General features: G+C 69.4%; 23 protein-coding genes and 2 pseudogenes. 9 read left to right on the top strand and 16 right to left on the bottom strand.

The genetic code is table 11. The features are described from left to right. Position 1: 1 nt before the first annotated feature. The gene (locus JOD67_RS42090) at positions 2-451 is read right to left on the bottom strand and encodes a hypothetical protein (protein WP_307782771.1); all 450 of its coding nucleotides are present in this window, start codon (positions 449-451) and stop codon (positions 2-4) included. A 142-nt stretch (positions 452-593) separates the two neighbouring features. Further along, positions 594-1,154: pseudogene (locus JOD67_RS42460) on the bottom strand (epoxide hydrolase family protein); the annotation flags it as partial. 135 nt (positions 1,155-1,289) lie between these two features. Here JOD67_RS42460 and JOD67_RS26680 point away from each other — a divergent pair. Together JOD67_RS26680 and JOD67_RS26685 are read left to right on the top strand one after the other, a co-directional pair. Further along, positions 1,290-2,153, top strand: coding sequence for a hypothetical protein (locus JOD67_RS26680; RefSeq protein WP_205120445.1), 864 nt, complete (start codon positions 1,290-1,292; stop codon positions 2,151-2,153). A 23-nt stretch (positions 2,154-2,176) separates the two neighbouring features. Then, the gene (locus JOD67_RS26685) at positions 2,177-2,608 is read left to right on the top strand and encodes a peptidase inhibitor family I36 protein (protein WP_205120446.1); all 432 of its coding nucleotides are present in this window, start codon (positions 2,177-2,179) and stop codon (positions 2,606-2,608) included. Positions 2,609-2,687: 79 nt separating this feature from the next. Here JOD67_RS26685 and JOD67_RS26690 read toward each other — a convergent pair whose 3' ends face one another. The 5 genes from JOD67_RS26690 to JOD67_RS26710 all read right to left on the bottom strand — a co-directional run bounded on the left by JOD67_RS26690 (position 2,688) and on the right by JOD67_RS26710 (position 7,909). Then, positions 2,688-3,920 (bottom strand): L,D-transpeptidase family protein, encoded by a 1,233-nt coding sequence (locus JOD67_RS26690; RefSeq protein WP_205120447.1) that lies wholly within the window; start codon positions 3,918-3,920, stop codon positions 2,688-2,690. Between the two features lie 187 nt (positions 3,921-4,107). Then, the gene (locus JOD67_RS26695) at positions 4,108-4,503 is read right to left on the bottom strand and encodes a cytochrome c oxidase subunit 4 (protein WP_205120448.1); all 396 of its coding nucleotides are present in this window, start codon (positions 4,501-4,503) and stop codon (positions 4,108-4,110) included. Beyond that, positions 4,500-6,278 carry an aa3-type cytochrome oxidase subunit I gene (ctaD, locus tag JOD67_RS26700; protein WP_205120449.1) on the bottom strand — a complete coding sequence of 593 codons (1,779 nt, stop codon included), beginning with the start codon at positions 6,276-6,278 and terminating at the stop codon, positions 4,500-4,502. Before ctaD ends, JOD67_RS26695 begins: the two co-directional genes overlap by 4 nt. Further along, positions 6,275-7,144 carry an aa3-type cytochrome oxidase subunit II gene (ctaC, locus tag JOD67_RS26705; RefSeq protein ID WP_307782564.1) on the bottom strand — a complete coding sequence of 290 codons (870 nt, stop codon included), beginning with the start codon at positions 7,142-7,144 and terminating at the stop codon, positions 6,275-6,277. The genes ctaD and ctaC overlap by 4 nt, the downstream gene beginning before the upstream one ends. Positions 7,145-7,414: 270 nt before the next feature. After that, positions 7,415-7,909 carry a hypothetical protein gene (locus JOD67_RS26710; RefSeq protein WP_205120450.1) on the bottom strand — a complete coding sequence of 165 codons (495 nt, stop codon included), beginning with the start codon at positions 7,907-7,909 and terminating at the stop codon, positions 7,415-7,417. A 107-nt stretch (positions 7,910-8,016) separates the two neighbouring features. On the opposite strand from JOD67_RS26710, the gene JOD67_RS26715 reads away from it, so the two are divergent. Then, complete coding sequence (locus JOD67_RS26715) at positions 8,017-9,003, top strand: carbohydrate kinase family protein (protein ID WP_205120451.1); 987 nt, start codon at positions 8,017-8,019, stop codon at positions 9,001-9,003. On the opposite strand, the gene JOD67_RS40445 is transcribed toward JOD67_RS26715, so the two are convergent. Both JOD67_RS40445 and JOD67_RS42465 read right to left on the bottom strand, forming a co-directional pair. Continuing rightward, positions 9,000-9,314 (bottom strand): hypothetical protein, encoded by a 315-nt coding sequence (locus JOD67_RS40445; RefSeq protein WP_239554070.1) that lies wholly within the window; start codon positions 9,312-9,314, stop codon positions 9,000-9,002. The two genes, JOD67_RS26715 and JOD67_RS40445, sit on opposite strands and share 4 nt — an antisense overlap. Positions 9,315-9,375: 61 nt before the next feature. After that, positions 9,376-9,438 (bottom strand): annotated as a pseudogene (locus tag JOD67_RS42465) (hypothetical protein); the annotation flags it as partial. Between JOD67_RS42465 and JOD67_RS40450 the strand changes: the two are divergent. Beyond that, a complete protein-coding gene (locus JOD67_RS40450; RefSeq protein ID WP_239554072.1) occupies positions 9,410-9,568 on the top strand; it encodes a hypothetical protein in 159 nt (52 codons plus the stop codon). The pseudogene JOD67_RS42465 and the gene JOD67_RS40450 overlap by 29 nt on opposite strands. Positions 9,569-9,749: 181 nt before the next feature. Here JOD67_RS40450 and JOD67_RS26725 read toward each other — a convergent pair whose 3' ends face one another. Continuing rightward, on the bottom strand, positions 9,750-11,045 hold the full coding sequence (locus tag JOD67_RS26725) for an enolase C-terminal domain-like protein (RefSeq protein ID WP_205120453.1): 1,296 nt from the start codon (positions 11,043-11,045) through the stop codon (positions 9,750-9,752). A gap of 141 nt (positions 11,046-11,186) precedes the next feature. Between JOD67_RS26725 and JOD67_RS26730 the strand changes: the two genes are divergently transcribed. The 4 genes from JOD67_RS26730 to JOD67_RS26745 are packed head-to-tail and all read left to right on the top strand — an operon-like array spanning position 11,187 to position 15,870. Beyond that, positions 11,187-12,161, top strand: a complete 975-nt coding sequence (locus JOD67_RS26730) for an aldo/keto reductase (RefSeq protein ID WP_205120454.1) — start codon at positions 11,187-11,189, stop codon at positions 12,159-12,161. Then, positions 12,151-12,999 carry an amidohydrolase family protein gene (locus tag JOD67_RS26735; RefSeq protein WP_205120455.1) on the top strand — a complete coding sequence of 283 codons (849 nt, stop codon included), beginning with the start codon at positions 12,151-12,153 and terminating at the stop codon, positions 12,997-12,999. The genes JOD67_RS26730 and JOD67_RS26735 overlap by 11 nt, the downstream gene beginning before the upstream one ends. A gap of 13 nt (positions 13,000-13,012) precedes the next feature. Next, positions 13,013-14,482, top strand: a complete 1,470-nt coding sequence (locus JOD67_RS26740) for a M81 family metallopeptidase (RefSeq protein ID WP_307782565.1) — start codon at positions 13,013-13,015, stop codon at positions 14,480-14,482. After that, positions 14,479-15,870 carry a CehA/McbA family metallohydrolase gene (locus JOD67_RS26745; protein WP_205120457.1) on the top strand — a complete coding sequence of 464 codons (1,392 nt, stop codon included), beginning with the start codon at positions 14,479-14,481 and terminating at the stop codon, positions 15,868-15,870. Before JOD67_RS26740 ends, JOD67_RS26745 begins: the two co-directional genes overlap by 4 nt. Positions 15,871-16,003: 133 nt before the next feature. Here JOD67_RS26745 and JOD67_RS26750 read toward each other — a convergent pair whose 3' ends face one another. Then, positions 16,004-16,366, bottom strand: a complete 363-nt coding sequence (locus JOD67_RS26750) for a HesB/IscA family protein (protein ID WP_205120458.1) — start codon at positions 16,364-16,366, stop codon at positions 16,004-16,006. A gap of 219 nt (positions 16,367-16,585) precedes the next feature. After that, the gene (locus JOD67_RS26755; RefSeq protein ID WP_205120459.1) at positions 16,586-17,689 is read right to left on the bottom strand and encodes a glycerate kinase family protein; all 1,104 of its coding nucleotides are present in this window, start codon (positions 17,687-17,689) and stop codon (positions 16,586-16,588) included. A 92-nt stretch (positions 17,690-17,781) separates the two neighbouring features. Between JOD67_RS26755 and JOD67_RS26760 the strand changes: the two genes are divergently transcribed. Then, entirely contained in the window at positions 17,782-18,669 is an 888-nt protein-coding gene (locus JOD67_RS26760) for a GNAT family N-acetyltransferase (RefSeq protein WP_205120460.1), read from the top strand. Here the strand turns inward: JOD67_RS26760 and pspAB are convergent. The 4 genes from pspAB to JOD67_RS26780 all read right to left on the bottom strand — a co-directional run bounded on the left by pspAB (position 18,666) and on the right by JOD67_RS26780 (position 21,441). Further along, positions 18,666-19,259 (bottom strand): PspA-associated protein PspAB, encoded by a 594-nt coding sequence (gene pspAB, locus JOD67_RS26765; RefSeq protein ID WP_205120461.1) that lies wholly within the window; start codon positions 19,257-19,259, stop codon positions 18,666-18,668. The two genes, JOD67_RS26760 and pspAB, sit on opposite strands and share 4 nt — an antisense overlap. A gap of 69 nt (positions 19,260-19,328) precedes the next feature. Further along, on the bottom strand, positions 19,329-20,219 hold the full coding sequence (gene htpX, locus JOD67_RS26770; RefSeq protein WP_205120462.1) for a zinc metalloprotease HtpX: 891 nt from the start codon (positions 20,217-20,219) through the stop codon (positions 19,329-19,331). Positions 20,220-20,326: 107 nt separating this feature from the next. Continuing rightward, positions 20,327-20,605 (bottom strand): PspA-associated protein PspAA, encoded by a 279-nt coding sequence (gene pspAA / locus JOD67_RS26775; RefSeq protein WP_205120463.1) that lies wholly within the window; start codon positions 20,603-20,605, stop codon positions 20,327-20,329. After that, positions 20,602-21,441 (bottom strand): PspA/IM30 family protein, encoded by an 840-nt coding sequence (locus tag JOD67_RS26780; protein WP_205120464.1) that lies wholly within the window; start codon positions 21,439-21,441, stop codon positions 20,602-20,604. The genes pspAA and JOD67_RS26780 overlap by 4 nt, the downstream gene beginning before the upstream one ends. Positions 21,442-21,482: the final 41 nt, after the last annotated feature.

A 21,482-nucleotide genomic window follows, 5' to 3' on the forward strand; every position in this document is an offset into this window, starting at 1 on the left:
CCTATGAAACCACCCGCAGGCCACGGAAGAACGTGCGAACGTCGTCGACCAGCAGGTCCGGCGCCTGCAGCGAGGCGAAGTGGCCGCCGCGGTCGTACTCCGTCCAGTGCGTGACGTTGTTGGAGCGCTCGACGAGGGCGCGAATCGGCCCGTCTCCTTGGAAGTTGGCGACGCCCGTGGGTACGGGCGACGGGTCGGGACGTTCGCCCCAGGCCTCGCCCGCTTCGAGGTAGATGCGCGCCGCGGAGCCGGCGGTCTGGGTGAGCCAGAAGATCGTCACGTTGGTGAGGATCGCGTCCGTGTCGATCGGCGTCTGCTTGGTGGTCGTGGGGTCGTAGTCCACGAACCACTCGAGGTTCCACGCCAGCTGGCCGACCGGGGAGTCGTTGAGTGCGTACGCGATGGTCTGTGGCCTGGTCCCCATCTCGGCCGCGTAGCCGGCGCGAGCCATCCAGGCGTACTCCTGCTGCTGTGCGAGCTCCAGGTCCGCTTCGCTGAGCAGTTCGTGATCGCTCGGGGTCGGTCGGCGTGCTGGCGTTCGCGATCGCGTTGAGATGGATGCCGATCAGCCGGTCGGGGGCGATCCGGCCGAGCTCCGGAGAGACGATCGAGCCGAAGTCGCCGCCCTGTGCGCCGAACCGCTCGTACCCGAGCCGCGTCATCAGCTCCAGCCACGCGCGGGCGGTCCGTTTGATGCCCCAGCCGGTCTCGGTGGTGGGTCCGGAGAACGCGAAGCCCGGCAGCGAGGGAGCGACGATGTGGAACGCGTCCGCGGGGTCGCCACCATGGCTGGCCGGGTCGGTCAACGGACCTACGAGCTCGAGGAAGTCGTACACCGTGCTCGGCCACCCATGCGTGATCAGCAGCGGCGTCGCGTCCGGGACGGGCGACCTGGCATGCAGGAAGTGGACGTTCTGGCCGTCGATCGTCGTCGTGTACTGCTCGATCGCGTTCAGCCTCGCCTCATGTGCGCGCCAGTCGTATCCGGTGCGCCAGTAGTCGGCCAGGTCGCGCAGGTACGCCTTGCTGACGCCGTACGACCAGCCGACGCCGGGAAGCTCGTCCGGCCAGCGCGTACGTTCCAGCCGGAACGCGAGCTCGTCGAGGTCGGACTGTGGGACGTCGATGCGGAACGGCTGGGGAGTCGTGGTCATGCGCGCCACGATTCCCCCTCTTCAGGTCAACTACCGTCCTGAACTGGCGCGGGCCGCGCCGCCAGAGTCGCGCCAGCGCGAATTGATCTACTGGGGCCCGTTATGCGACGAGGGTTCAGGTCTTGGTGCGCGGTCTTGGTGGCCACCGCTGCCGTCGCGACTGGCTGCGGTGGTGCCGATGCGGTCGCGAGGTCTGCACCGACTCCGGTCCCGGCCCCGCCTCCGCAGCCGTTGACGTGGCAGCAGGAGCTGCGCGTCGGCGACGCCCTGCAGCATCTGGTCCGGCAGTGCATGAACCGGCACGGCTTCGAGTACTGGGAGGACAGGGTCCTGACGCTCCGAGAGAGCCGTCCGGTGGGCTACGTGCGGGACGACGTCGAGTGGGCGCGGACGTACGGGTACGGCAGCCGGATCGACGCGAAGTACGAGCGCTACCGTGCGCGCAATCCCAACGGCGCGTACCGGGAGAGCCTGCCGGAGGCTCGGCGTACCGCGTTCGACACCGCCCTCGACGGTGGCGACCAGGCGCGCATCCTCACCACTCGGCTGCCGGCCGGCGGGGAGATCCGCAAGCGCCTCGGTGGGTGTACGGAGGAGGCCGAGCGCAAGCTCTATGGCGATCCGGACGAGTGGTTCCGTACCCGCAAGGTCGCCGAGGGCCTGCCGTCGCTGTACGGCGAGGAGCTGATGAAGGACCGTCAGCTCACCGCGGCTCTCGGCGCTTGGTCGCGCTGCATGCGTGGGGCGGGGCACCCGTACGCGGACCCGCCTGCGGCGCGGGACGGCGCGCTGGCGCTGTCGTTCGCCGCCGAACGGGAGATCGCTGTGGCGGACGCTTCGTGCGCGCGCTCGATGTCTCTGCGTCAGGCGACCGCTGCGCGCGAGCGCTCCTTCCAGGACCGCCTGCGGCCCCGGTACGGGTCGGAGGTGGACGCCCAGCGGCGGCTCGCTCAGCGCGCCTACGACCGGGCGGTGCGCATCGTTCCGGAACGTTCGTGAACGCCAACCGAAGGGAGACCATCATGCACAAGGGCATCGCCACCGCAGCGGTCCTCGGGCTCGCCGCGCTGAGCCTCGTCGTCCCCGCGACGGCAGCGCAGGCCGGGCCGGTCTGCAACAGCAAGTGGGGGCCACGGAACGGTTTTGTGTACGCCTGGGACGCCCGGGACTGCGGCGGCGGCGCGATCATCGCTACGGCGGGGAACAGCACCTGGTGGGGTGGCGCGAACGACCGGGCCTCGTCGCTGATGAACCGCGGCTTCCTGGGCGGGCGGGACATTGTGAACTTCTACGAGGACGTCAACCACCGGGGTGGGCACGCTTGCCTCTACCCGGACGAGCTGTACGCGGACGATCTGCGGGACGAGCGGTTCCACAACGGCTATGGGGTGGACAACCGGATCACGTCGCACAAGTGGGTCGGCAGCGGCGAGTGCATGGCCCTGCTGGACTGACCGTCAGACAGCACGAGGCCCTGGGTGCGGGATCCGCACCCAGGGCCTCGTCACCTTCGAGCGAGAGCTAGCTCAAGCCTCAGCTGGCCTTGGCCTGCTGCCACTTGTTCCACGACATGTTCCAGTCGCCGAGCCCGTTACCCCAGACCGGCATCTGGCTGCCGCCGCCACCCACGACCTCGACAGGGTCGCCGACGAGGGAGTTGTTGTAGATCCAGCGGGAGTTCTTCGTCGACATGCCCACGCAGCCGTGCGAACCGTTCCGCACGCCGTGGTTGGCGCGGGACCAGTCGGCGCTGTGCAGGAACTCGCCGCTCCACGTCACCCGCACGCCGTACGCGGCGGTCAGGTCGTAGTTGTCGTCGGCGTCGATCTGCTCGTCGGTGAAGTGCAGGTTGGTCCGCTTCTGCAGGATGATCTTCGTCCCCACCCGGGTCCGCCAGCCGGCCTTGCCGCCGCTGACCGGGATGGTCTTGGCGAGCTTGCCGTTGACGTACGACCGCAGGTGGTGGTCGCTCAGGTTGACCTTGTGGATCACCGAGCGGCCGATGCTGAAGTGCTTGACCTTGTTCTTGATGCCCCAGTCGCCCTCACCGGACGGCACGCCCTTGAGGTCGACGTGCACGGAGACGTCGGTGAACGCCGGCCAGTACGACTTCGGCCGCCAGTGCACTTCCTCGTCGCCGAACCAGCGCCAAGCGCCCTCGACCGGCTTGGACGTCACGACCTTGAGCTTCTTCTCGACGCCCGCCTTGTTCTCGACGTCGTCGCTGAACTTGATCACGATCGGCATCCCGACGCCGACGGTCTGGCCGTCCGGCTCGATGTTGGTCTCGAGCACGTCGCTCTTGGAGACGTCCATCGTGGTGAACGAGTTCGACGCCGAGGTCGCCAGCCCCTCCGCGTCGACAGCGGTCGCCGCGACCTGGTACGTGGCCTCCTCGGACAGTCCGTCGGTGGACGTCCAGGTGCTCTTGGTCGGGTTGAGCTGACCAGCGAGCGTCTCACCCTTGGCGTCCTTGACGCTGACCTTGGTCAGCTCTCCGCCGATCACACTGACCGTGACGGGCGTGTCGAGCTCGACTTCGGACGCTCCGGTCGCCGGCTTGATCTCGATCTTCGCCTTCGGGCTCGGCTTGGGCTGCGGCGGAGCCTCGGAAGGCTCCTCCTGCTCGCCACCGTCTTCCGAACCGCTGCTGCCCCCGGCCCCCTGCGTCGGTCCCGACGTACCCGAGGCGATCGGAGACCCGTTCCCCCCGGAACATCCGGCCAACAGCATCGCACCCGCGGCGATGGCCGCGAGCAAACCCACGAGACCCCGCGTGGCGGGCGATGCCCCCCGCACCAACATTCGACTCTCCCTGCATCCGAGCGCTTGATGTGCCCTACATGTAAGAACGACGCCTTGACTCGGAGAGAAGTTGCACGTCATTCCCCATGAACTCACCTAGCCTACCGGTTGTCACCGACAGTAAGGCGTAGCGGCACGTTTCCGCGGCTCAGTGCGCGTGGGCGCCTCGGTAGTACTCGAACACGAAGCCGAGCAGGGTCACGATGCCGAACGCGGCGCCGATCAGGAACAGCCACCAGCCGAACACGATGCCGAGCACGGTCACGGCGAACGACAGGGCGGTGAACAGCGGCCACCAGCTGTGCGGGCTGAAGAACCCGATCTCGCCGGCGCCCTCCTCGATCTCGGCGTCCTTCTGGTCCTCCGGCCGCGGCTGGATCCGGCGCGCGGTGATGAACGCGTAGAACGTCACCAGCGTGGCCAGCCCGAACGTGAGGACCAGCGCGCTCGTACCGGTCGGGTCCTTCGACATGAACCAGTACACCGGCGTCACGATCACCAGGAACGCCGCCAGGATAGCGAAGATCAGGCCTTCGACCTTCACGACCGGTCCTCCTTCTCGGCGAGGTTCTCCTGTGCGACCTCGCGCTTGCCTGCCCGGTCGGGTACGTCGATGTCAGGCTGGGCCGCGTCCTCGAGCTCCAGCAGCGCGATCTCCGGATGCCGGAGGTCGAACGCCGGGCTCTCGGACCGGATCCGCGGCATCGAGGTGAAGTTGTGCCGTGGCGGTGGGCTGGACGTCGCCCATTCCAGCGACCGGCCCCAACCCCACGGGTCGTCGACCTCGACCTTGGGCGTACGCCACGAGCGGACCACGTTCAGGATGAACGGCAACGTGGACATGCCCAGCAGGAACGCGCCGATCGTCGAGACCGTGTTGAGCGTCGTGTAGCCGTCCTCCACCTGGTAGTCGGCGATCCGTCGGGGCATGCCCTCGGCGCCAAGCCAGTGCTGGATGAGGAACGTGGTGTGGAAGCCGATGAACAACGTCCAGAAGTGGATCTTGCCTAGCGTCTCGTCGAGCATCCGGCCGGTCATCTTCGGCCACCAGAAGTAGAACCCGGCGAACATCGCGAACACGACCGTGCCGAACACCACGTAGTGGAAGTGCGCGACGACGAAGTACGTGTCGGAGACGTGGAAGTCCAATGGCGGCGACGCGAGGATGATGCCGGTCAGCCCGCCGAACAGGAACGTGACGAGGAAGCCGATCGACCACAGCATCGGGGTCTCGAACGTCAACGACCCTCGCCACATCGTGCCTATCCAGTTGAAGAACTTCACACCGGTAGGCACCGCGATGAGGAACGTCATGAACGAGAAGAACGGTAAGTTGACGCTCCCCGTGACGAACATGTGGTGGGCCCACACCGCGAGCGACAGCGCCGCGATCGAGAGCGTCGCGAGCACCATGCCGGTGTAGCCGAACAGCGGCTTGCGGCTGAACACCGGCAGGATCTCGGTGATGATGCCGAAGAACGGTAACGCGATGATGTAGACCTCTGGGTGCCCGAAGAACCAGAACAGGTGCTGCCAGAGCAGCGCTCCCCCGTTCGCCGGGTCGAAGATGTGGGCGCCGAGCCGGCGGTCCGCCTCGAGCATCAGCAGCGCGCCGGCGAGGATCGGGAACGCGACGAGCACCAGGATGCTGGTCACCAGCACGTTCCAGGTGAAGATCGGCATCCGGAACATCGTCATGCCGGGCGCCCGCATGCAGAAGATCGTGGTGACGAAGTTGACGCCACCGAGGATCGTGCCCAGACCGGCGAGGTAGAGGCCCATCACCCACAGGTCGCCGCCGACGCCTGGTGAACGTACGCCATCCGACAGCGGGGTGTACGCGGTCCAGCCGAAGTCGGCCGCGCCGCCCGGGGTGAGGAAGCCGGACAGCACGATGAGGCCGCCGAACAGGAACAGCCAGTAGCTGAACATGTTCAGGCGTGGGAACGCGACGTCGGGCGAGCCGATCTGCAGCGGCATGATCACGTTCGCGAACCCGACGAACAGCGGCGTCGCGAACAGCAGCAGCATGATCGTGCCGTGCATGGTGAAGAGCTGGTTGAAGATCTCCTCACCCTTCTGGGCGCCGAGAACCTGCATGCCGGGCTGAGCGAGCTCGCTCCGCATGATCAGCGCCATGATGCCGCCGATGATGAAGAACCCGAACGAAGTCATCAGGTAGAGGTGACCGATCACCTTGTGGTCGGTGGTGGTCAGCCAGTTGACGACGATCGTTCCGATGCGGCGCTTGCGGGCAGGCAGCGCTTCGGTGGCTGCGCCTGCCCCTCCGGCGCCTGGGCGGTCACTGAGGATTGTCATCGGGCTTCACCCTCCGCGTCCGCGTCGACTCCGACCTGCTCCCTGGAGGTGTCGCTGCCCTCCGCCAGGCCGGTCTGGCCCGCCGAGCGCAGCTCCTGCAGGTGCGCGTCGTACTCCACCCGCGACACCACGTGCACGGTGAACAGCATCCGCGCGTGCTGGTAGCCACACAGCTCCGCGCACTTGCCCGCGAACTCGCCTTCCTTCGTCGCGGTGAACTCGTAGGTGTTCACCTTGCCCGGGATCACGTCCATCTTGAACAGGAACGCGGGCACGAAGAAGGAGTGGATGACGTCCGGGGTGCTGAGGCGTACCTGGACGGGCTCGTTCACCGGGAGGTACAGCGTCGGCAGGTGCTCCGGCGTGCCGGTCTCCCAGACCGCTTCCTCCGGCAGCTCGCCGTTGGCGCGGTAGTTGAACGTCCAGCTCCACTGCTGCCCGACGACGTCGAGGACGTGCTCCGGCGGGTTCTGCGTGTCCATCTTGAGGATCGCGGTCTGGTCGCGCGCGGTGAAGAAGAACAGCACGGCGACCATGATCAGCGGGATGCCGAAGTACAGCGCCTCGATGGGCAGGTGCTCGCGGAACTGCGGCGGAATCCGATCGGACTTCTTCCGGTAGGCGATGACCGCCCAGATGATCAGGCCCCAGACCACGACACCGACGGCAAGAGCGGCGATCCACGCGCCCTGCCACAAGCTCAGCGTGTGCCCGGCCCGGTCAGTTGCCGGCTCCGGCAGTCCCAGGCGTACCACTTCGTCTCTCGAGCAACCGCTGAGGACGAGCAGTGCGGTACCCGCGAGCGCCAGGAGAGCTCGCCGCGAACCCTTCAGGCGCGGCGGGCGGTCGCCAGCGTTCGAACCCACTTCGACGCCTTTCTCCCTCACGTGACCCTCGGCGCGTGTCGGCCCAGGAGGTCGTTCCAGCGATCAGCACCCTACTCCCAGCACGGCTGGCGTCAGCCGCGACCCTAGGGGTGTCGCGAACGGATTCGATCAAGGTTCTGGCTGGTGTGACCTGGGCCACGTCGGAGGGCTTCGCCGACTCGCCTGACGACTTGTTGGACAGATCTCGGCCTCTATCCCGACATCTGTCCAACAACTCAACGCAGGAGGACGTGCTTGGGGTGGCGGGGCTTAGCCCGTGACCTTGATCGGCTTGGCCGTTCCGCCATCCGTCAAAGGCCGGGAGCCGAGCGGGGTCTCCAGCGTCACCGCGGTCGTCTTGAGCTCGACCATGTCGACGCAGGCGATCGACTCGTCCGCCTTGGCCGGCGGCTTGCGGAGCAGACGCACCGAGACGCCCGACGCGTTCTGCGAGACGTCGGCCTTGTCCAGCGACCCGTGGCAGGCCTCCGGCCCGATGTAGTACGACACCGTCAGCTGCTTGCCGTCCGGAGACAGCTTCACAGCCTCGATCGGGATCGTGCCGGACAGCTTGCCGGTCTGCGGCTGGGTGGGGATCGGCTTGGCGGCCGGACTGGTCGACGAGGCGGAAGGCGACGGCGACTCGGAAGGGTCGGACGGGTTGGTCGTGGTCGTACCCGACCCGCAGGCCGAAGCGATGACCGCGACAGCCGCCAGCGAGGCGCCGAACAAGGCGGCGCGGTTCGCGAATGTGATCTGCCTCATGGCGCTCGGACGCTTCCCTTCCCTTTGCGGTTCCGCGAACGTCAGCCCGTACGCTGAACCGTTACCTTCTCTTCGATTGCCAGGCGACAGACTAAAGGGGTCTTTTCGTGCGAATTGCGGTGACCGGCTCCATCGCGACCGACCATCTGATGAACTTCGACGGTCGGTTCAAGGACTCCCTGGTCGTGGATCAGCTCGACAAGATCTCGCTGTCGTTCCTCGTCGAGGACCTCCGCATCCACCGCGGCGGCACCGCGGCGAACATCGCGTTCGGCATGGGCTGCCTCGGCCTCCGCCCGATCCTGGTCGGCGCGGTCGGCGAGGACTTCGCCGACTATCGCTCCTGGCTCGAGCGGCACAACGTCGACTGCGACTCGATCCGGGTGTCGGAGGTACGCCACACCGCCCGGTTCATCAGCACCACCGACCGGACCCAGGCGCAGATCGGCACGTTCTACACGGGCGCGATGGTCGAGGGCCGCGACATCGAGCTCGAGCCGATCGCGCAGCGCGTCGGCGGGCTCGACCTCGTGCTGATCGGCCCGCACGACCCGGACGGCATGGCGCGCCACACCGAGGAGTGCAATCAGCGCGGCATCCCGTTCGCCGCCGACCCGTCGCAGCAGCTCGCGTTCGCCGACGGCGAGCTGATCCGCACCCTGGTGTCGGGCGCCGACTACCTGCTGACGAACGAGTACGAGGCCGCGCTCACCGAGCAGAAGACCGGCTGGTCCGAGGAGCAGATCCTGGGCGAGGTCAAGGTGCGCGTGACCACGCTCGCGGAGAAGGGCGTCCGGATCGACCGCCTCGGCGAGCCGCCCATCCACGTCGCCGCCGTGCCGGCCGAGCGCATCGCCAATCCCACCGGCGTGGGCGACGGCTTCCGCGCGGGCTTCCTCGCCGGCATCGCCTGGGGCCTCACGCTGGAACGCTCGGCCCAGGTCGGCTGCGTGCTCGCGGTGTACGTGCTGGAGATCACCGGAACGCAGGAGTACGAGCTCTCGACCAGCGGCTTCCTCGCCCGCTTCGCCGCGGCGTACGGCGACGAGGCAGCCGCCGAGGTCGCCCCGCACGTCCAGGCCCCGCGCCCCTAGAGCAACCGAGCCCGCTCGCCGACGATCCACGCCGCGGCCTTCAGGTAGCCAGCGGCGTGGTCCTCACGGGCGTGCACGGCGAACGCGGGGTTGCCGGCCGCCACCTCCCGGCCGATGAACGCACCCATCGACGCGAGCCGGACCACGGCCGCGTCGACCACCGATGCGGCCGCGATGTCGAGCCCGTACGCCGAAAGAAACAGCCGCAACCGCCCGGAACGGTCGGGCTCGGCGGACCAGCCCCACGCCGCCAGGTCGGCCGTCGGGTGGAACGGCACGAACTGGTGCGCCGCGTACGCCAGGTCCCACACCCGGGCTGGACGGTCCCGCGGTGTCCCAGTCGATGATCCCCCGCACCTGCGTGCCGTCGAAGACGACGTTCCACGGCGCGAGGTCGTGATGCCCGATGCAGTCGTACGCCGCCGGCCGAGCGATCTCGTACGACTGCCACACCGCGTCCGGCGACGGCACGAAGCCCACCGACGCGTCGTGCACCGCCCGGATCGCCCGCGCCACGGAGATCAACGCCTCGTCGGAACGAACCGAATCCGACAACGGCGGATAGCCCGTCGAGCCCTCGACGAACGACAACCGCTCCAAGCCGTCAGCGGTCAGGCCGAGGAAGCGCGGAGTCAGAGCACACCCCACCGCCTCGAAGTGCCGCAGCAGCTGATGGACAGCGGCACCGGAAGGCCGGCGATGCACCTCGGCACCGTGGCGGACAGGGCGGGCGAAGCGCCCGCGGTCTAGCTCGTCGACCACTCGGGACCGTCGGGGAAGCTGAAGCGGGCCAACGTCTCCGGCTTGATCTCCGCCGAGAACCCCGGCGCGGACGGCGCGCGATAAGCACCGGCGCGCACCACGACCGGATCCACGAAGTGCTCGTGCAGGTGGTCGACGAACTCCACCACTCGGTCCGGGTGGTGCCCACCGACCGCGACCTCGTCGAACATCGCCAGGTGCTGAACGAGCTCACACAGCCCGACGCCACCAGCGTGCGGGCAGACCGGGATGCCGAACTTCGCCGCCAGCAAGAGGATCGCGATGTTCTCGTTCACCCCACCCACGCGCGCCGCGTCCAGCTGCAGAACGTCGATCGCCTGAGCCTGCAGCAGCTGCTTGAAAACCACGCGGTTCTGCACGTGCTCCCCCGTCGCCACCCGCACCGGCGAGATCCCCGAGCGGATCGCCCGGTGCCCCAGCACGTCGTCCGGCGAGGTCGGCTCCTCCACCCACCACGGGTCGAACTCGCGCAGCCGGTCGATCCAGGCGATCGCCTGCCCGACGTCCCAGGTCTGGTTGGCGTCGACCGCGATCCGGATGTCGTTGCCCACGGCCTTCCGTGCCACCGCGAACCGCCGCCGGTCGTCGTCGAGGTCGCGGCCGACCTTGAGCTTGATCTGGGTGAAGCCCTCCTGGACCGCCTCGATCGACAGCCGCTCGACCGTCGCGTCGTCGTACCCCAGCCAGCCGGGCGTCGTCGTGTACGCGGCGATGCCGGCCGACTCCAGCCGCGCGACCCCAGCAGCCTTGGCTGGCTCACCGGCGCGCAGCAGGTCCAGCGCCTCGTCCGACGTCAGAGCGTCGGACAGGTACCGCCAGTCGACCAGCGACACGACCTGCTCCGGCGTGAAGTCGGAAAGCAGTTTCCAGACCGGCTTGCCCGCGCGCTTCGCCGCCAGATCCCAGACAGCGTTGACGACCGCGCCGATCGCCATGTGCATGATGCCCTTCTCGGGCCCCAGCCAGCGGAACTGCGAGTCGTGCGTCAGGTCCCGGTACAGCAGGCCGAGATCGGAGCAGATGTCCTCGACAGAACGGCCCACCACGTACGGCACCAGCGCGCGGATCGCCTGACACTGGATCTCGTTCCCGCGACCGATCGTGAACGCGAACCCGTGCCCGTCCGGCCCGTCGGTCGTGCGCAGGATCACGTACGCGGCCGAATAGTCGGGATCGGGGTTCATCGCGTCGGAACCGTGCAGACCTAACGAGGTCGGAAACCGGAGGTCCACCACGTCGACGGCTTCGATCTTGGTCACGGGCACCACTGTATTGGTCCGCTCCGACCTCTCGGTCGAGTCGGAGCTTGGCCGATCCCTGTAAGCGCCATCGGCGGGCGCCAGATCGCTGGATAAGGTCAGACCAATCGGTCGGTCGGCAACAACGCAGGAGGCTCCAGGATGGGCGGACGATCCACGGAACGGCGCCGGCTCGGCGGCAGTGCCGTCGAGGTCACTCAACTCGGTCTCGGCACCGCTCCCCTCGGTGGTCTGTTCACCCACGTGGAGGACGACGTCGCCACCGCGGTCGTACGGACCGCGCTCGACGCCGGCCTCGGGTACGTCGACACCGCTCCCCTCTACGGCCACGGCACCGCCGAGCGCCGGGTCGGCGCCGCGCTCGCCGGCGTGGACCGGAGCAGGTTCGTGCTCTCCTCCAAGGTCGGCCGGCTGATCGTCGACAACCCCGCCGGGAACGCCGACGGCTATGTGGACCGCGAAGCGACCGAGGCGACGTTCGACTACAGCCGCGACGGGATCCACCGCTCGCTGGAGGAGAGCCTCGTACGGCTGGGCCTCGACTCCGTCGACATCCTCTACATCCACGACCCCGACGACCACGAGGACGAGGCGCTCACCGTCGCCTACCCCGCCCTGAACGAGTTGCGCGATCAGGGCGTCGTCAAGGCCATCGGCGTCGGCATGAACCAGTCCCGCATCCCCACCCGGTTCGTCCGCGAGACCGATGTCAACGCCGTCTTGCTCGCCGGCCGCTACACGTTGCTCGACCAGTCAGGCAACGAGGATCTCCTCCCCGCCTGCCTCGAGCGAGGCGCCTCCGTTGTCATCGGTGGCGTCTACAACTCAGGCCTGCTTGCCGATCCGAAACCCGGCGCCACCTACGACTATGCCGAGGCCCCACCAGCGTTGGTCGAACGCGCTCAGGAGCTCGGCGAGATCTGCGCGAGCCACGGCGTACCGCTCAAGGCCGCCGCGATCCAGTTCCCGCTCGCGCACCCGGCCGTCGCGACCGTCCTCACCGGAGCGCGCTCGGTCGACGAGCTCGACGAGAACATCACGATGATGGAGTACACGATCCCCGACGCGCTCTGGTCCGACCTCGCCGCCGCCGGAGCCGCGCGCCATGCCGGCTGACGACAACGGTCGTGTCGACGTCCACCACCACGTCTGGCCGGAGCCGGAGCCGTGGATGGACGCGCCGGAGCTGGCGCCGATCCGGCGCCCGTTCGGCGTCGACGACCTCGAGCCGCTCGCCAAGGCCGCGAACGTCACCGCGACCGTGCTCGTCCAGACCCAGAGCTCGGTCGAGCAGACCCGCGCGTTCCTCGCGCTCGCCGACAGCAGCGACTTGGTCGCGGGCGTCACCGGCTGGCTCGACCTCACCGCGCCGGACTTCGCCGACCAGCTCTCGGCGTTGCGCGCCGAGCCGAACGGACGCTGGTTGCGCGGAGTCCGGCACCAGGTGCAGGACGAGCCCGATCCCGAGTGGTTGAACCGCCCGGACGTACTCCGAGGTCTGCGCGCCCTGTGGCAGCCCGGCATGTTGTACGAGCTGCTCACCAAGCCGCCGCAGCTGCCGGCCGCCCTGCGGACGGTCGCCGAGCTCCCGGAACTGCCGTTCGTCCTCGACCACTGCTCGAAGCCGCTGATCGCGAGCGGCGAGCTGGAGCCGTGGGCCGCGCAGATCCGTGAGCTGGGCAGCTACCCGAACGTCACCTGCAAGCTGTCCGGTCTCGTCACCGAAGCCGACTGGGCGCACTGGACCGTCGCCGACCTACAGCCGTACGTCGACGTCGTGCTCGAGGCGTTCGGACCGGACAGGGTGATGTTCGGCTCGGACTGGCCGGTGTGCCTGCTCGCGTCGTCGTACGCCGACTGGGTCGCGGCCGCCGAGCAGCTCACCGCCGGGCTGTCGGAGTCCGAACGGGAAGCCGTCTTCGGCGGCACCGCGCGCCGCGTCTATGCCCTTTAGGGAGAACAGAAAAGTGTCGCAGTACCGCGTCGGCATGGCCGGCATGTCCACCGAGTCCAGCACGTTCGCGCCGCACCGGACCACGCTCGGCGAGTTCCGGATCGTCCGCGGCGCCGATCTCGCCGACCGCTACTCGTACCTCACCGACTGGCGGCTGCCCGAGCTCCCCGACGTGGAGTTCGTGCCGCTGCTGCAGGCGAGCGCGATGCCCGGCGGACAGGTGCGGCCGGAGGCGTACGACGCGATCGAGGCCGAGCTGCTCGAGCTGGTCCGCGGCGCGGTCGCGGACGGCCCGCTGCACGGCTTCCACTTCGACATCCACGGCGCGATGGCGGTCGACGGCCGCCGCGACGCCGAGGCCGGACTCGCCGCCAAGATCCGGGAGATCGTCGGTCCGGACTGCCTGCTGTCGGCGTCGTTCGACCTGCACGGGCAGGTGTCGGCCGACCTCGCCGGGCAGCTCGACCTGCTGACCGCGTTCCGGACCGCGCCGCACATCGACTACGTCGAGACCCGCGAGCGCGCCGTCCGCAACCTCGCGACCTGTCTGGTGAACGGGACCCGCCCACTCCGCGCGTGGGTCCGCGTTCCCGTCCTGCTCCCCGGCGAGAAGACCAGCACGCGGGTCGAGCCGGCGCAGTCGATCTACGCCGACCTCGAGCGGGTCGAGCAGCTCCCCGGCATCATCGACGCCGCGATCTGGGTCGGATACGCCTGGGCGGACGAGCCGCGCTCGGCCGCCACTGTGGTGGTGAGCGGAACGGACGAGGCCGCGGTGTCGGCCGAGGCCGAGGCGCTCGCGCGGCGGTGGTGGGACGTCCGGGACGAGTTCGAGTTCTGCGCGCCGGCCGGGCAGGCAGACTGGGCGATCGCCGAGGCGTTCGCGTCGGACGCGCGGCCGTTCTTCGTCAGTGACTCCGGCGACAACCCGACCGCCGGCGGATCGGGCGACATGGCTTACCTGCTGGGCGAACTCCTCGCCACACCGGCGCTCGCCTCCGGCGAACGGACCGCGATCTGGGCGTCCTGCATCGACCCGGACGCCGTCCGCGCGTGCGTCGCGGCAGGTGCGGGCAGCGACATCTCGGTGCGGGTCGGCGGTGTGTTCGGCGGCGGAACGCCCGTGCAGCTGACCGGCGAGGTGACGTTCGTCCTGCGCGACGACCCGGTCGGCGGCGACATCGCGGTCGTCCGTTCCGGCGGCGTGTACGCGATCCTCACCACGCGGCGGAAGCCGTACCACTACGTCAAGGACCTGCTGGCGCTCGGCCTCGACCCGGCCGCGCACGACCTCACGGCGGTGAAGATCGGTTACCTGCAGCCCGACCTGTTCGCGGCGGCGAAGGGCTGGGTGCTCGCGCTGACACCCGGCGGAGTGGACCAGGACCTGGCGCGGATCTCGTACGGCGCGGTCGAACGGCCGATCCATCCGCTCGACTCGTTCGACGACCCGGACCTCACACCGGTCGTGTTCCGCTCATGACCGAGCTCGCAGCCGTCACGCTGGCGCTCGGGGAGACCCGCGTCGTCTCGGGCGTCTTCACGTGGGGCGAGGCGGACTGGGTCTACCTGCCCCTCGTCGTGCCGGAAGGCGCGCGGTCGATCTCCGTCCGGTACTCCTACGACCGGCCCGAGGTGCCGGCGGGGTTCCAGGGGAACGCGTTGGACATCGGCGTGTTCGACGCGGCCGGGCTCCGCGGCTGGTCGGGCGGGGCGCGGGACTCGTTCACGATCAGCGCCTCGGAGGCCACGCCCGGGTACATCCCGGGGCCGGTAGGGGCGGGCGTGTGGCGGCTGGTGCTCGGCCCGTACACGATCGCGCCGGAGGGGCTGAGCTTCGAGGTCACGATCTCGCTGGAGGCCGGCTCGGACGCTGCGGTCTTCGAGCCGTCGTACGCGCCGTACGCCGTGCCTGGACGCGGCGCCGGGTGGTACCGCGGCGACCTGCACCTGCACACCGTCTACTCCGACGGCCAGTGGACGCCCGCGGAGCTGGTGGCGGCGGCGCGGGCCGCTGGGCTCGACTTCATCGGGTCGAGCGAGCACAACACGTACTCCGCCTCGCTGCAGTGGGGCCGTCACGCGACCGACGACCTGCTGATCATCGACGGCGAGGAGGTCACGACGCGGACCGGGCACTGGTTGGCGATGGGCCTGCCGGCCGGCGAGTGGATCGACTGGCGGTTCCGCGCTGCCGATCGCGGGGCGCTCGCCGAGCAGGTCGCGAAGCTCCGTTCACTCGGCGGAATCGCGGTCGCGAACCACCCGTTCGCGGACATCGTCGGCGGGCTCTGGCGGTTCGGGTACGACGAGGTCGACGCGATCGAGGTGTGGAACGGCGCCTGGGGTCCGCACAACGAGATCGCCGTCCGGGCGTGGGACAACCAGCTGCTGGCCAGCGAACGGTGGGTGCCGGCGGTGGGCAACAGCGACTCGCACGAGCAATCCGAAGCGCCTGGGCTGGCCCAGACCGTGGTGTACGCCGAGGAGCTGTCGCGGCCGGCGATCCTCGCCGGTCTGCGGGCGGGTCGTTCATACGTCGCCGAGTCGTCGTCGGTCGAGGTGGAGTTCAAGGCGACGACGCTCGATCAGACGGTCGGGGTCGGCGACCGGCTGATCGTGGATCCGGACCAGCGCGTGGCCATCATGGTGGCGGTGCGCGGCGTGCCCGACGCGCTGCTGCGGCTGTACAACGACAAGGGGACGCTGCTCGAGCGGCAGCTGCCGGAGAACGCGTCGACGGGCTTCGCCACCACGCCTCGGGCTTCGGCGTACGTACGGCTCGAGGTGCGGCACGCGGTCCCCGTACCGATCCCCGGGCTGGAGCCGATGGCGGCGCTGACCAACCCGATCTTCCTCGGCGCTCGATGACGCACGAACGGGCCGGCACCCACGTGGGGTGCCGGCCCGTTCGGACGCTTGGGGCCTAGTCGGGTGCCGCGGCGGTTGCACCAAGCAGACGTTCGAAGCACCCGACTCGGAGCGCGCCAGCGCGACCGTGCGACTAGTGGAAGCTGTCGCCGCAGGCGCAGGAGCCGGTGGCGTTCGGGTTGTCGATCGTGAAGCCCTGCTTCTCGATCGTGTCGACGAAGTCGATCACCGCGCCCTGCAGGTACGGGGTGCTCATCCGGTCGACCACCACGCCGACGCCGCCGAAGTCGCGGACCTCGTCGCCGTCGAGGCTGCGCTCGTCGAAGAACAGCTGGTAGCGCAGACCCGAGCAACCGCCCGGCTGCACCGCGAGCCGAAGCCTGAGGTCGTCGCGACCCTCCTGGTCGAGCAGGCTCTTCACCTTCTCGGCGGCGGTTTCGGTGAGGACGACCCCGTCGACCTGCGTCGTCTCCTGGGGCGTGTCCTGAACGGTCATCCGCATACTCCCTGGTCGCTGGCTATGTCTTGCCGGTCAACTCTGGCCAACGCGGTGCGCTGCCCGGGCATTCCGGCGTCGTTCGCTGTCTCCATGGTTGCACAGAGGTGCCACTCGCGGTCCGGCTCGTCGAAGAAGCATGCCCGCGCGTCGGTCATGCCGCTGACAGGCGGCCGGTGGCACAAACCCGCGAAACTGAGCGAGCCGGAGCCGCGACAATCAAATACTGCGGGACCACGTGCGCGCCACGCGTGCCGCCAGGGCGGCCAGGCTCTCGGCCGGCTGTCCCATAGCGGCCTCCTTGCCGACCGCGTCGACCAGGGAGTACGCGGACTGGACGCCCATCACGCGCATCTCGCGGGCGCCGACGAGGACCTGGCCGGCGAGGACCACACAGGGGCGGATGGCGTCGCCCGCGACCTTGGCCACGCCGGAGACGACCTTGCCGCTCGCGGACTGGTAGTCGAAGCCGCCCTCGCCGGTGAGGACCAGGTCGACGGTCTTCGCGTGCTCGGCGAGCTTGACCGCGTCGATGATCGTCTCGATGCCGGGAACGCGGCTCGCGCCGACGAGCATGAGCGCGTACCCGAGACCGCCCGCGGCGCCGGCTCCCTTGGAGTCGGCGAGCTGCCGGTCGACCAGGGTGGCGAGGTTCTCCAGGGCGGCGTCGAGCGGCGGGATCCGTTCGGCCTCGACGCCCTTCTGCGGGCCGAAGATGTTCGTGGCGCCGCGGAGGCCGAGGAGGGGGTTGTCGACGTCGGAGGCGGCGAGCAATTCGATGCCTTCCAGCCGCTCGCGGGCGGGCGTGACGTCGATGCTGGTCAGCTGCTGGAGCGCGGATCCGCCTTGCTGGAGGACGCCTTGGGGCTCGGCGGTGGCGCCCAGGGCGGCGAGCATGCCGGCGCCGGCGTCGTTCGTTCCGCTGCCGCCGAGGCCGATCACGATCCGCTTCGCCCCGGCTTCGACGGCGGCGACGATCAGCTCGCCGACGCCGTACGTACTGGCGCGCTCCGGCTCGCGGTTCGGGGCTTCGATGAGGTCGAGGCCGCAGGCCTGGGAGGACTCGACGTACGCCGTGTCGCCGACCAGCAGCAGCGTCGCCGGCGTCGACTCGCCGAGCGGACCGGTGACCGTGAGCGCGGCGAGCTCGCCGCCGAGCGCGGCCTGGAGGACGTCGACGAAGCCGGGGCCGCCGTCGGACATCGGGACCCGTACGACCTCGTCGTCGGGAGCCTGCTGCCGCCACCCAGCCGCGATGGCCTCGGCGGCCTCCACGGCGGACAGCGTGCCGGCGAACTTGTCGGGAGCGATCAGCACGCGCACACGTGCATCCTGTCGGACGCGGCGAATTGGTCAGTAGTCGGCCGGCGCGATCGGCAAGGGCGGCAGGTCTCGCCACGGCATAGGTTGGAGGAGTGCTGATCCGCCCGCTGCGCGAGTCCGACCTGCCCGATGTGCTCGACGTGGTCTACCGGTCCATGTCGGTCGTCCGTGCGCGGATAGCGATCGCCGCGGGGACGGCGCCGCCGGACCCGGACGCGGCGCCGCCGGCGGGGTGGCCGGAACGGTGGAGTGCCCAGATCCTGCACCTGCTCGGCACCGACCCCGGCGGGGCGTGGGTGGCGGAGGACGGGGACGTCTTCGGCGTGGGGCTCGCGCTCGTACGGGACAAGCTGTGGGGACTGTCGGCGTACTTCGTCCGCCCGGACCGCCAGGGCACCGGCGCGGGGGCGGCGCTGATGGAGCCGCTGCTGGAGTACTCGCGCGGCTGTCTGCGCGGGATCATCGTGTCCACCGAGGACCCGCGGGCGGCGCGGCGGTATCGGTTGGCCGGGTTCACGCTGCACCCCACGATGCGGTCGTCAGGCGTCGTACGGCGTGAGGTGCTGCCCGTCGTGGACGGCGTACGGCTCGGCGGCATCGGCGACCGCGACCTGTGCGACTCCTCCGACCGGCGCACGCGCGGGGCGGCGCACGGGCCCGATCACGACTTCCTGAGCGAGCGTTACCAGCTGCTGGTCTGCGACACGCTCACCGGCAGCGGGTACTGCTACGTCGACAAGGACGGCTCGCCGATCCAGCTCGCGGCGTCGACGAAGAAGGTCGCGCAGCGGCTGCTCTGGTCGGCGCTGGCCCTGTCACCGCCGGGCGCGACCGTCCACGTGAACCACCTCACGGCGGCGCAGGAGTGGGCGGTGGACGTGGTGCTGGCCGCGGGGCTGTCGGTGCGTACGGAGGGCTACCTGGCGTTGCGGCACATGCGGCCGCCGGAGCCGTACATCCCCTCGCCGGCCTTTCTCTAGAGACCGGGCGCGCCCCACACCGGGAACCAGCGGCTGAGGTCGTCCTCGACGCGGAGGTCGTTGGCGATCAGGCCGCGGATCTGCAGCTCCAGCGCGTTGTCGCGTCGTTCCCCGGCCTGCGGGGCGAACGGGTAGAACGAGCCGCGCTTGTAGAGGTAGACGAGCGCGAGCTTGCGGCCCTGGTCGTCGGCGAAGTGCAGCAGCGAGCAGAGCAGCGCGGGCCCGAAGCCGGCGCCCTCCAGCGAGGTGTTGACCGCGTGCAGGTCGGTGACGAGGCCGGCGGAGTCGGACGGGTCGTGGTTGACGACGAGCCAGGTGAACCCGTATTCGTCCTCCTTGCGCTCCACCTTCGGCGCGGTGCTCGTCGTCGGCCCGGGCGCACTCATGTCGAGCAGCTGCTGGATGTCGGACTGCGTGGTGGCGAACGCTCCACCCTCCGCCGCCCGATAGCAGACCGAGCCGATCCCCGTCGGGCGGAACGTCGTCGCGACCTCCAGCGTCAGCGCCGCCTGCGGCAGCCCGAACAGCTGGTCGAGGTTGGCCTTGACCGGCTTGCTCCGCCCGAACAGGGCATCGAAGAACTTGACCACGCCCCCACCCTCTCAGATCCGCGTCAGGCGATCACGGCCGCAGCCTGATCGGCGATCGGGTGTCGGCACCTACGTCGGGCGGCCGAGCTGGGCGGAGATCTCCGCGAGGCGGGCGATCCGCGCTTCGGTGGTCGGGTGGGTCGACAGCAGGTTACCGAGCGACTTGCCTACCGCGGCCGGGGCGAAGAAGAACGCCTGGGCCGGCTGCGCGCGGCGCAGATCTTTCGTCGGGATCTGGGCCATGTCGCCGGAGATCTTGGTCAGCGCCGACGCCAGGGCGGACGGTTGGCCGGTCAGGTAAGCGCCGGCGCGGTCGGCGGCGAACTCGCGGTAGCGGGACAGCGCCCGGGTGAGCAGGAACGAGATCACGTACACCGCGATCGACGCGAGCCACACGACCACGAACACGATCGCCGCGTTGTTGTTGTTGCCGCCACGGAAGTACAGGCCCCACCGGGCGACGAGCCCGGCCAGCACGCCGAGGAACGACGCGACCGTCATCACCGCGACGTCACGGTGCGCGACGTGCGACAGCTCGTGCGCGAGCACGCCTTCGAGCTCGGGCGTCTCCAGCCTCTGCATGATCCCGCGCGTGACGCAGATCACGGCCTTCTTCGGGCTCCGGCCGGTCGCGAACGCGTTCGGCATGTCCGAGTCGGCGTACGCGATCCTCGGCTTCGGCATGTCCGCCAACGCACACAGCCGGTCGACGATCGCGTGCAGCTCGGGCGCCTCCTCCGCCGTCACCTCGCGAGCGCGCATCGCCATCAGCGCGAGCTTGTCGGAGAAGAACCACTGCGCGAACAGGAATCCACCCGCGATGACCAGCACCAGAGCCGCGTTCACGCCCGCGACGATCAGACCGACGATCGCCGAGACGTACAGCAGGCCCAGCAGGAACATCACGATGACCATTCGGGAGGTCAACCCACGATCCGGTGCGAACCGCGTACTCGCCATTGCTTCACCGCTCCTCAGAAGTACTACCGAGGTGAAGACGCAGCACGGGCCCGGGGTGTTCCCCGAGCCCGCGCCGCGCGTGCACTTCTTGGCTGATTCTTGGCGTTCTAGCCGGGAATCAGGCCTTCCTCGCCAAGCAGCTCCTTGACCTCTTCGATCGTCGCGTCCTCAGGGGGAAGGAACAGGTCGGAGTCCTCCAGGGAGTCGTCCGCCAACTTCTCGCCGACAGCCCGAACCTTCTCCAGCAGCGCCGACAACGCGACGCGGAACGCCGCCTCGTCGCCGGAGCTGACCGCTGCCTCGAGCGCGCTGTCCAACTCGTTCAGCCCGTCGATGTGGTCCGCAGCGATCTTGAGCTGCCCCTCCCCGAGAATCCGGACGATCACGTTCCCTCCCCTTGCCGCTGTGGCTGGTCCTGCGCGATCGGCTGGGTCGGCTGCTCACTCGCCGCCGGCGCCGCGGGCGGCGCCGCCTGGTCGGGCGTGCCCTGACCCTCGAGCTGCCGCGGAGCCTCGGTCGAGCCGCCACCCAGCTGGGCCTTCATGGCGGCAAGCTCGGTCTCCACGTCGGAGCCGGACGCCATCCGGTCCAGTTCGAGCGAGATGTCGTCCTTGCCCGTGCCGGTCACGTCGTCGAGCGCGCCCGAAGCGAGCAGCTCGTCGATCGCGGACGAACGGGCCTGCAGCTCCGCGGTCTTGTCCTCGGCGCGCTGCACCGCGAGACCGACGTCGCTCATCTCCTCGGAGATGCCGGTGAAGGCCTCGCCGACGCGCGTCTGCGCCTCGGCCGCGGTGTACGTGGCCTTGATGGTCTCCTTCTTGGTACGGAAGGCCTCCACCTTGGCCTGCAACCGCTGCGCGGCAAGAGTCAGCTTCTCCTCCTCGCCCTGCAGCGTGGCGTGCTGCGTGGAGAGGTCGGTCACCTGCTGCTCGAGCCCGGAACGCCGGGTGAGCGCCTCGCGCGCGAGGTCCTCCCGGCCGAGGCCGAGGGCCTTCTGCGCCTGGTCCTTGAGCTTCGAGGACTGGCCGTTCAGCTGGTTCATCTGGAGCTCGAGCCGCTTGCGGCTCGTCGCGACGTCAGCAACGCCACGACGTACCTTCTGCAGCATTTCGAGCTGCTTTTGGTACGAGTAGTCGAGTGTCTCGCGGGGGTCTTCGGCAGCGTCGAGTGCCTTGTTGGCTTTCGCGCGGAAGATCATCGCGAAGCGGTTGAGAATACCCATCGAGGTCGGCCGCCCCCTTCGGTGTCCAGGCCGGTCGTATC

The sequence above is a fragment of the Tenggerimyces flavus genome (assembly GCF_016907715.1).
In the GTDB taxonomy this organism is placed as follows: domain Bacteria; phylum Actinomycetota; class Actinomycetes; order Propionibacteriales; family Actinopolymorphaceae; genus Tenggerimyces; species Tenggerimyces flavus.

Excerpts from the sequence above, each read along its gene's own strand:
- JOD67_RS26710 (WP_205120450.1), bottom strand. The coding sequence starts at position 7,909 with ATGAGGCAGATCACATTCGCGAACCGCGCCGCCTTGTTCGGCGCCTCG.
- JOD67_RS40450 (WP_239554072.1), top strand. The coding sequence starts at position 9,410 with ATGCAGTCGTACGCCGCCGGCCGAGCGATCTCGTACGACTGCCACACC.
- JOD67_RS26730 (WP_205120454.1), top strand. The coding sequence starts at position 11,187 with ATGGGCGGACGATCCACGGAACGGCGCCGGCTCGGCGGCAGTGCCGTC.
- JOD67_RS26750 (WP_205120458.1), bottom strand. The coding sequence starts at position 16,366 with ATGACCGTTCAGGACACGCCCCAGGAGACGACGCAGGTCGACGGGGTC.
- htpX (WP_205120462.1), bottom strand. The coding sequence starts at position 20,219 with ATGGCGAGTACGCGGTTCGCACCGGATCGTGGGTTGACCTCCCGAATG.
- JOD67_RS26745 (WP_205120457.1), top strand. The coding sequence starts at position 14,479 with ATGACCGAGCTCGCAGCCGTCACGCTGGCGCTCGGGGAGACCCGCGTC.
- JOD67_RS26735 (WP_205120455.1), top strand. The coding sequence starts at position 12,151 with ATGCCGGCTGACGACAACGGTCGTGTCGACGTCCACCACCACGTCTGG.
- JOD67_RS26780 (WP_205120464.1), bottom strand. The coding sequence starts at position 21,441 with ATGGGTATTCTCAACCGCTTCGCGATGATCTTCCGCGCGAAAGCCAAC.
- JOD67_RS42090 (WP_307782771.1), bottom strand. The coding sequence starts at position 451 with ATGGCTCGCGCCGGCTACGCGGCCGAGATGGGGACCAGGCCACAGACC.
- JOD67_RS26685 (WP_205120446.1), top strand. The coding sequence starts at position 2,177 with ATGCACAAGGGCATCGCCACCGCAGCGGTCCTCGGGCTCGCCGCGCTG.
- ctaD (WP_205120449.1), bottom strand. The coding sequence starts at position 6,278 with ATGACAATCCTCAGTGACCGCCCAGGCGCCGGAGGGGCAGGCGCAGCC.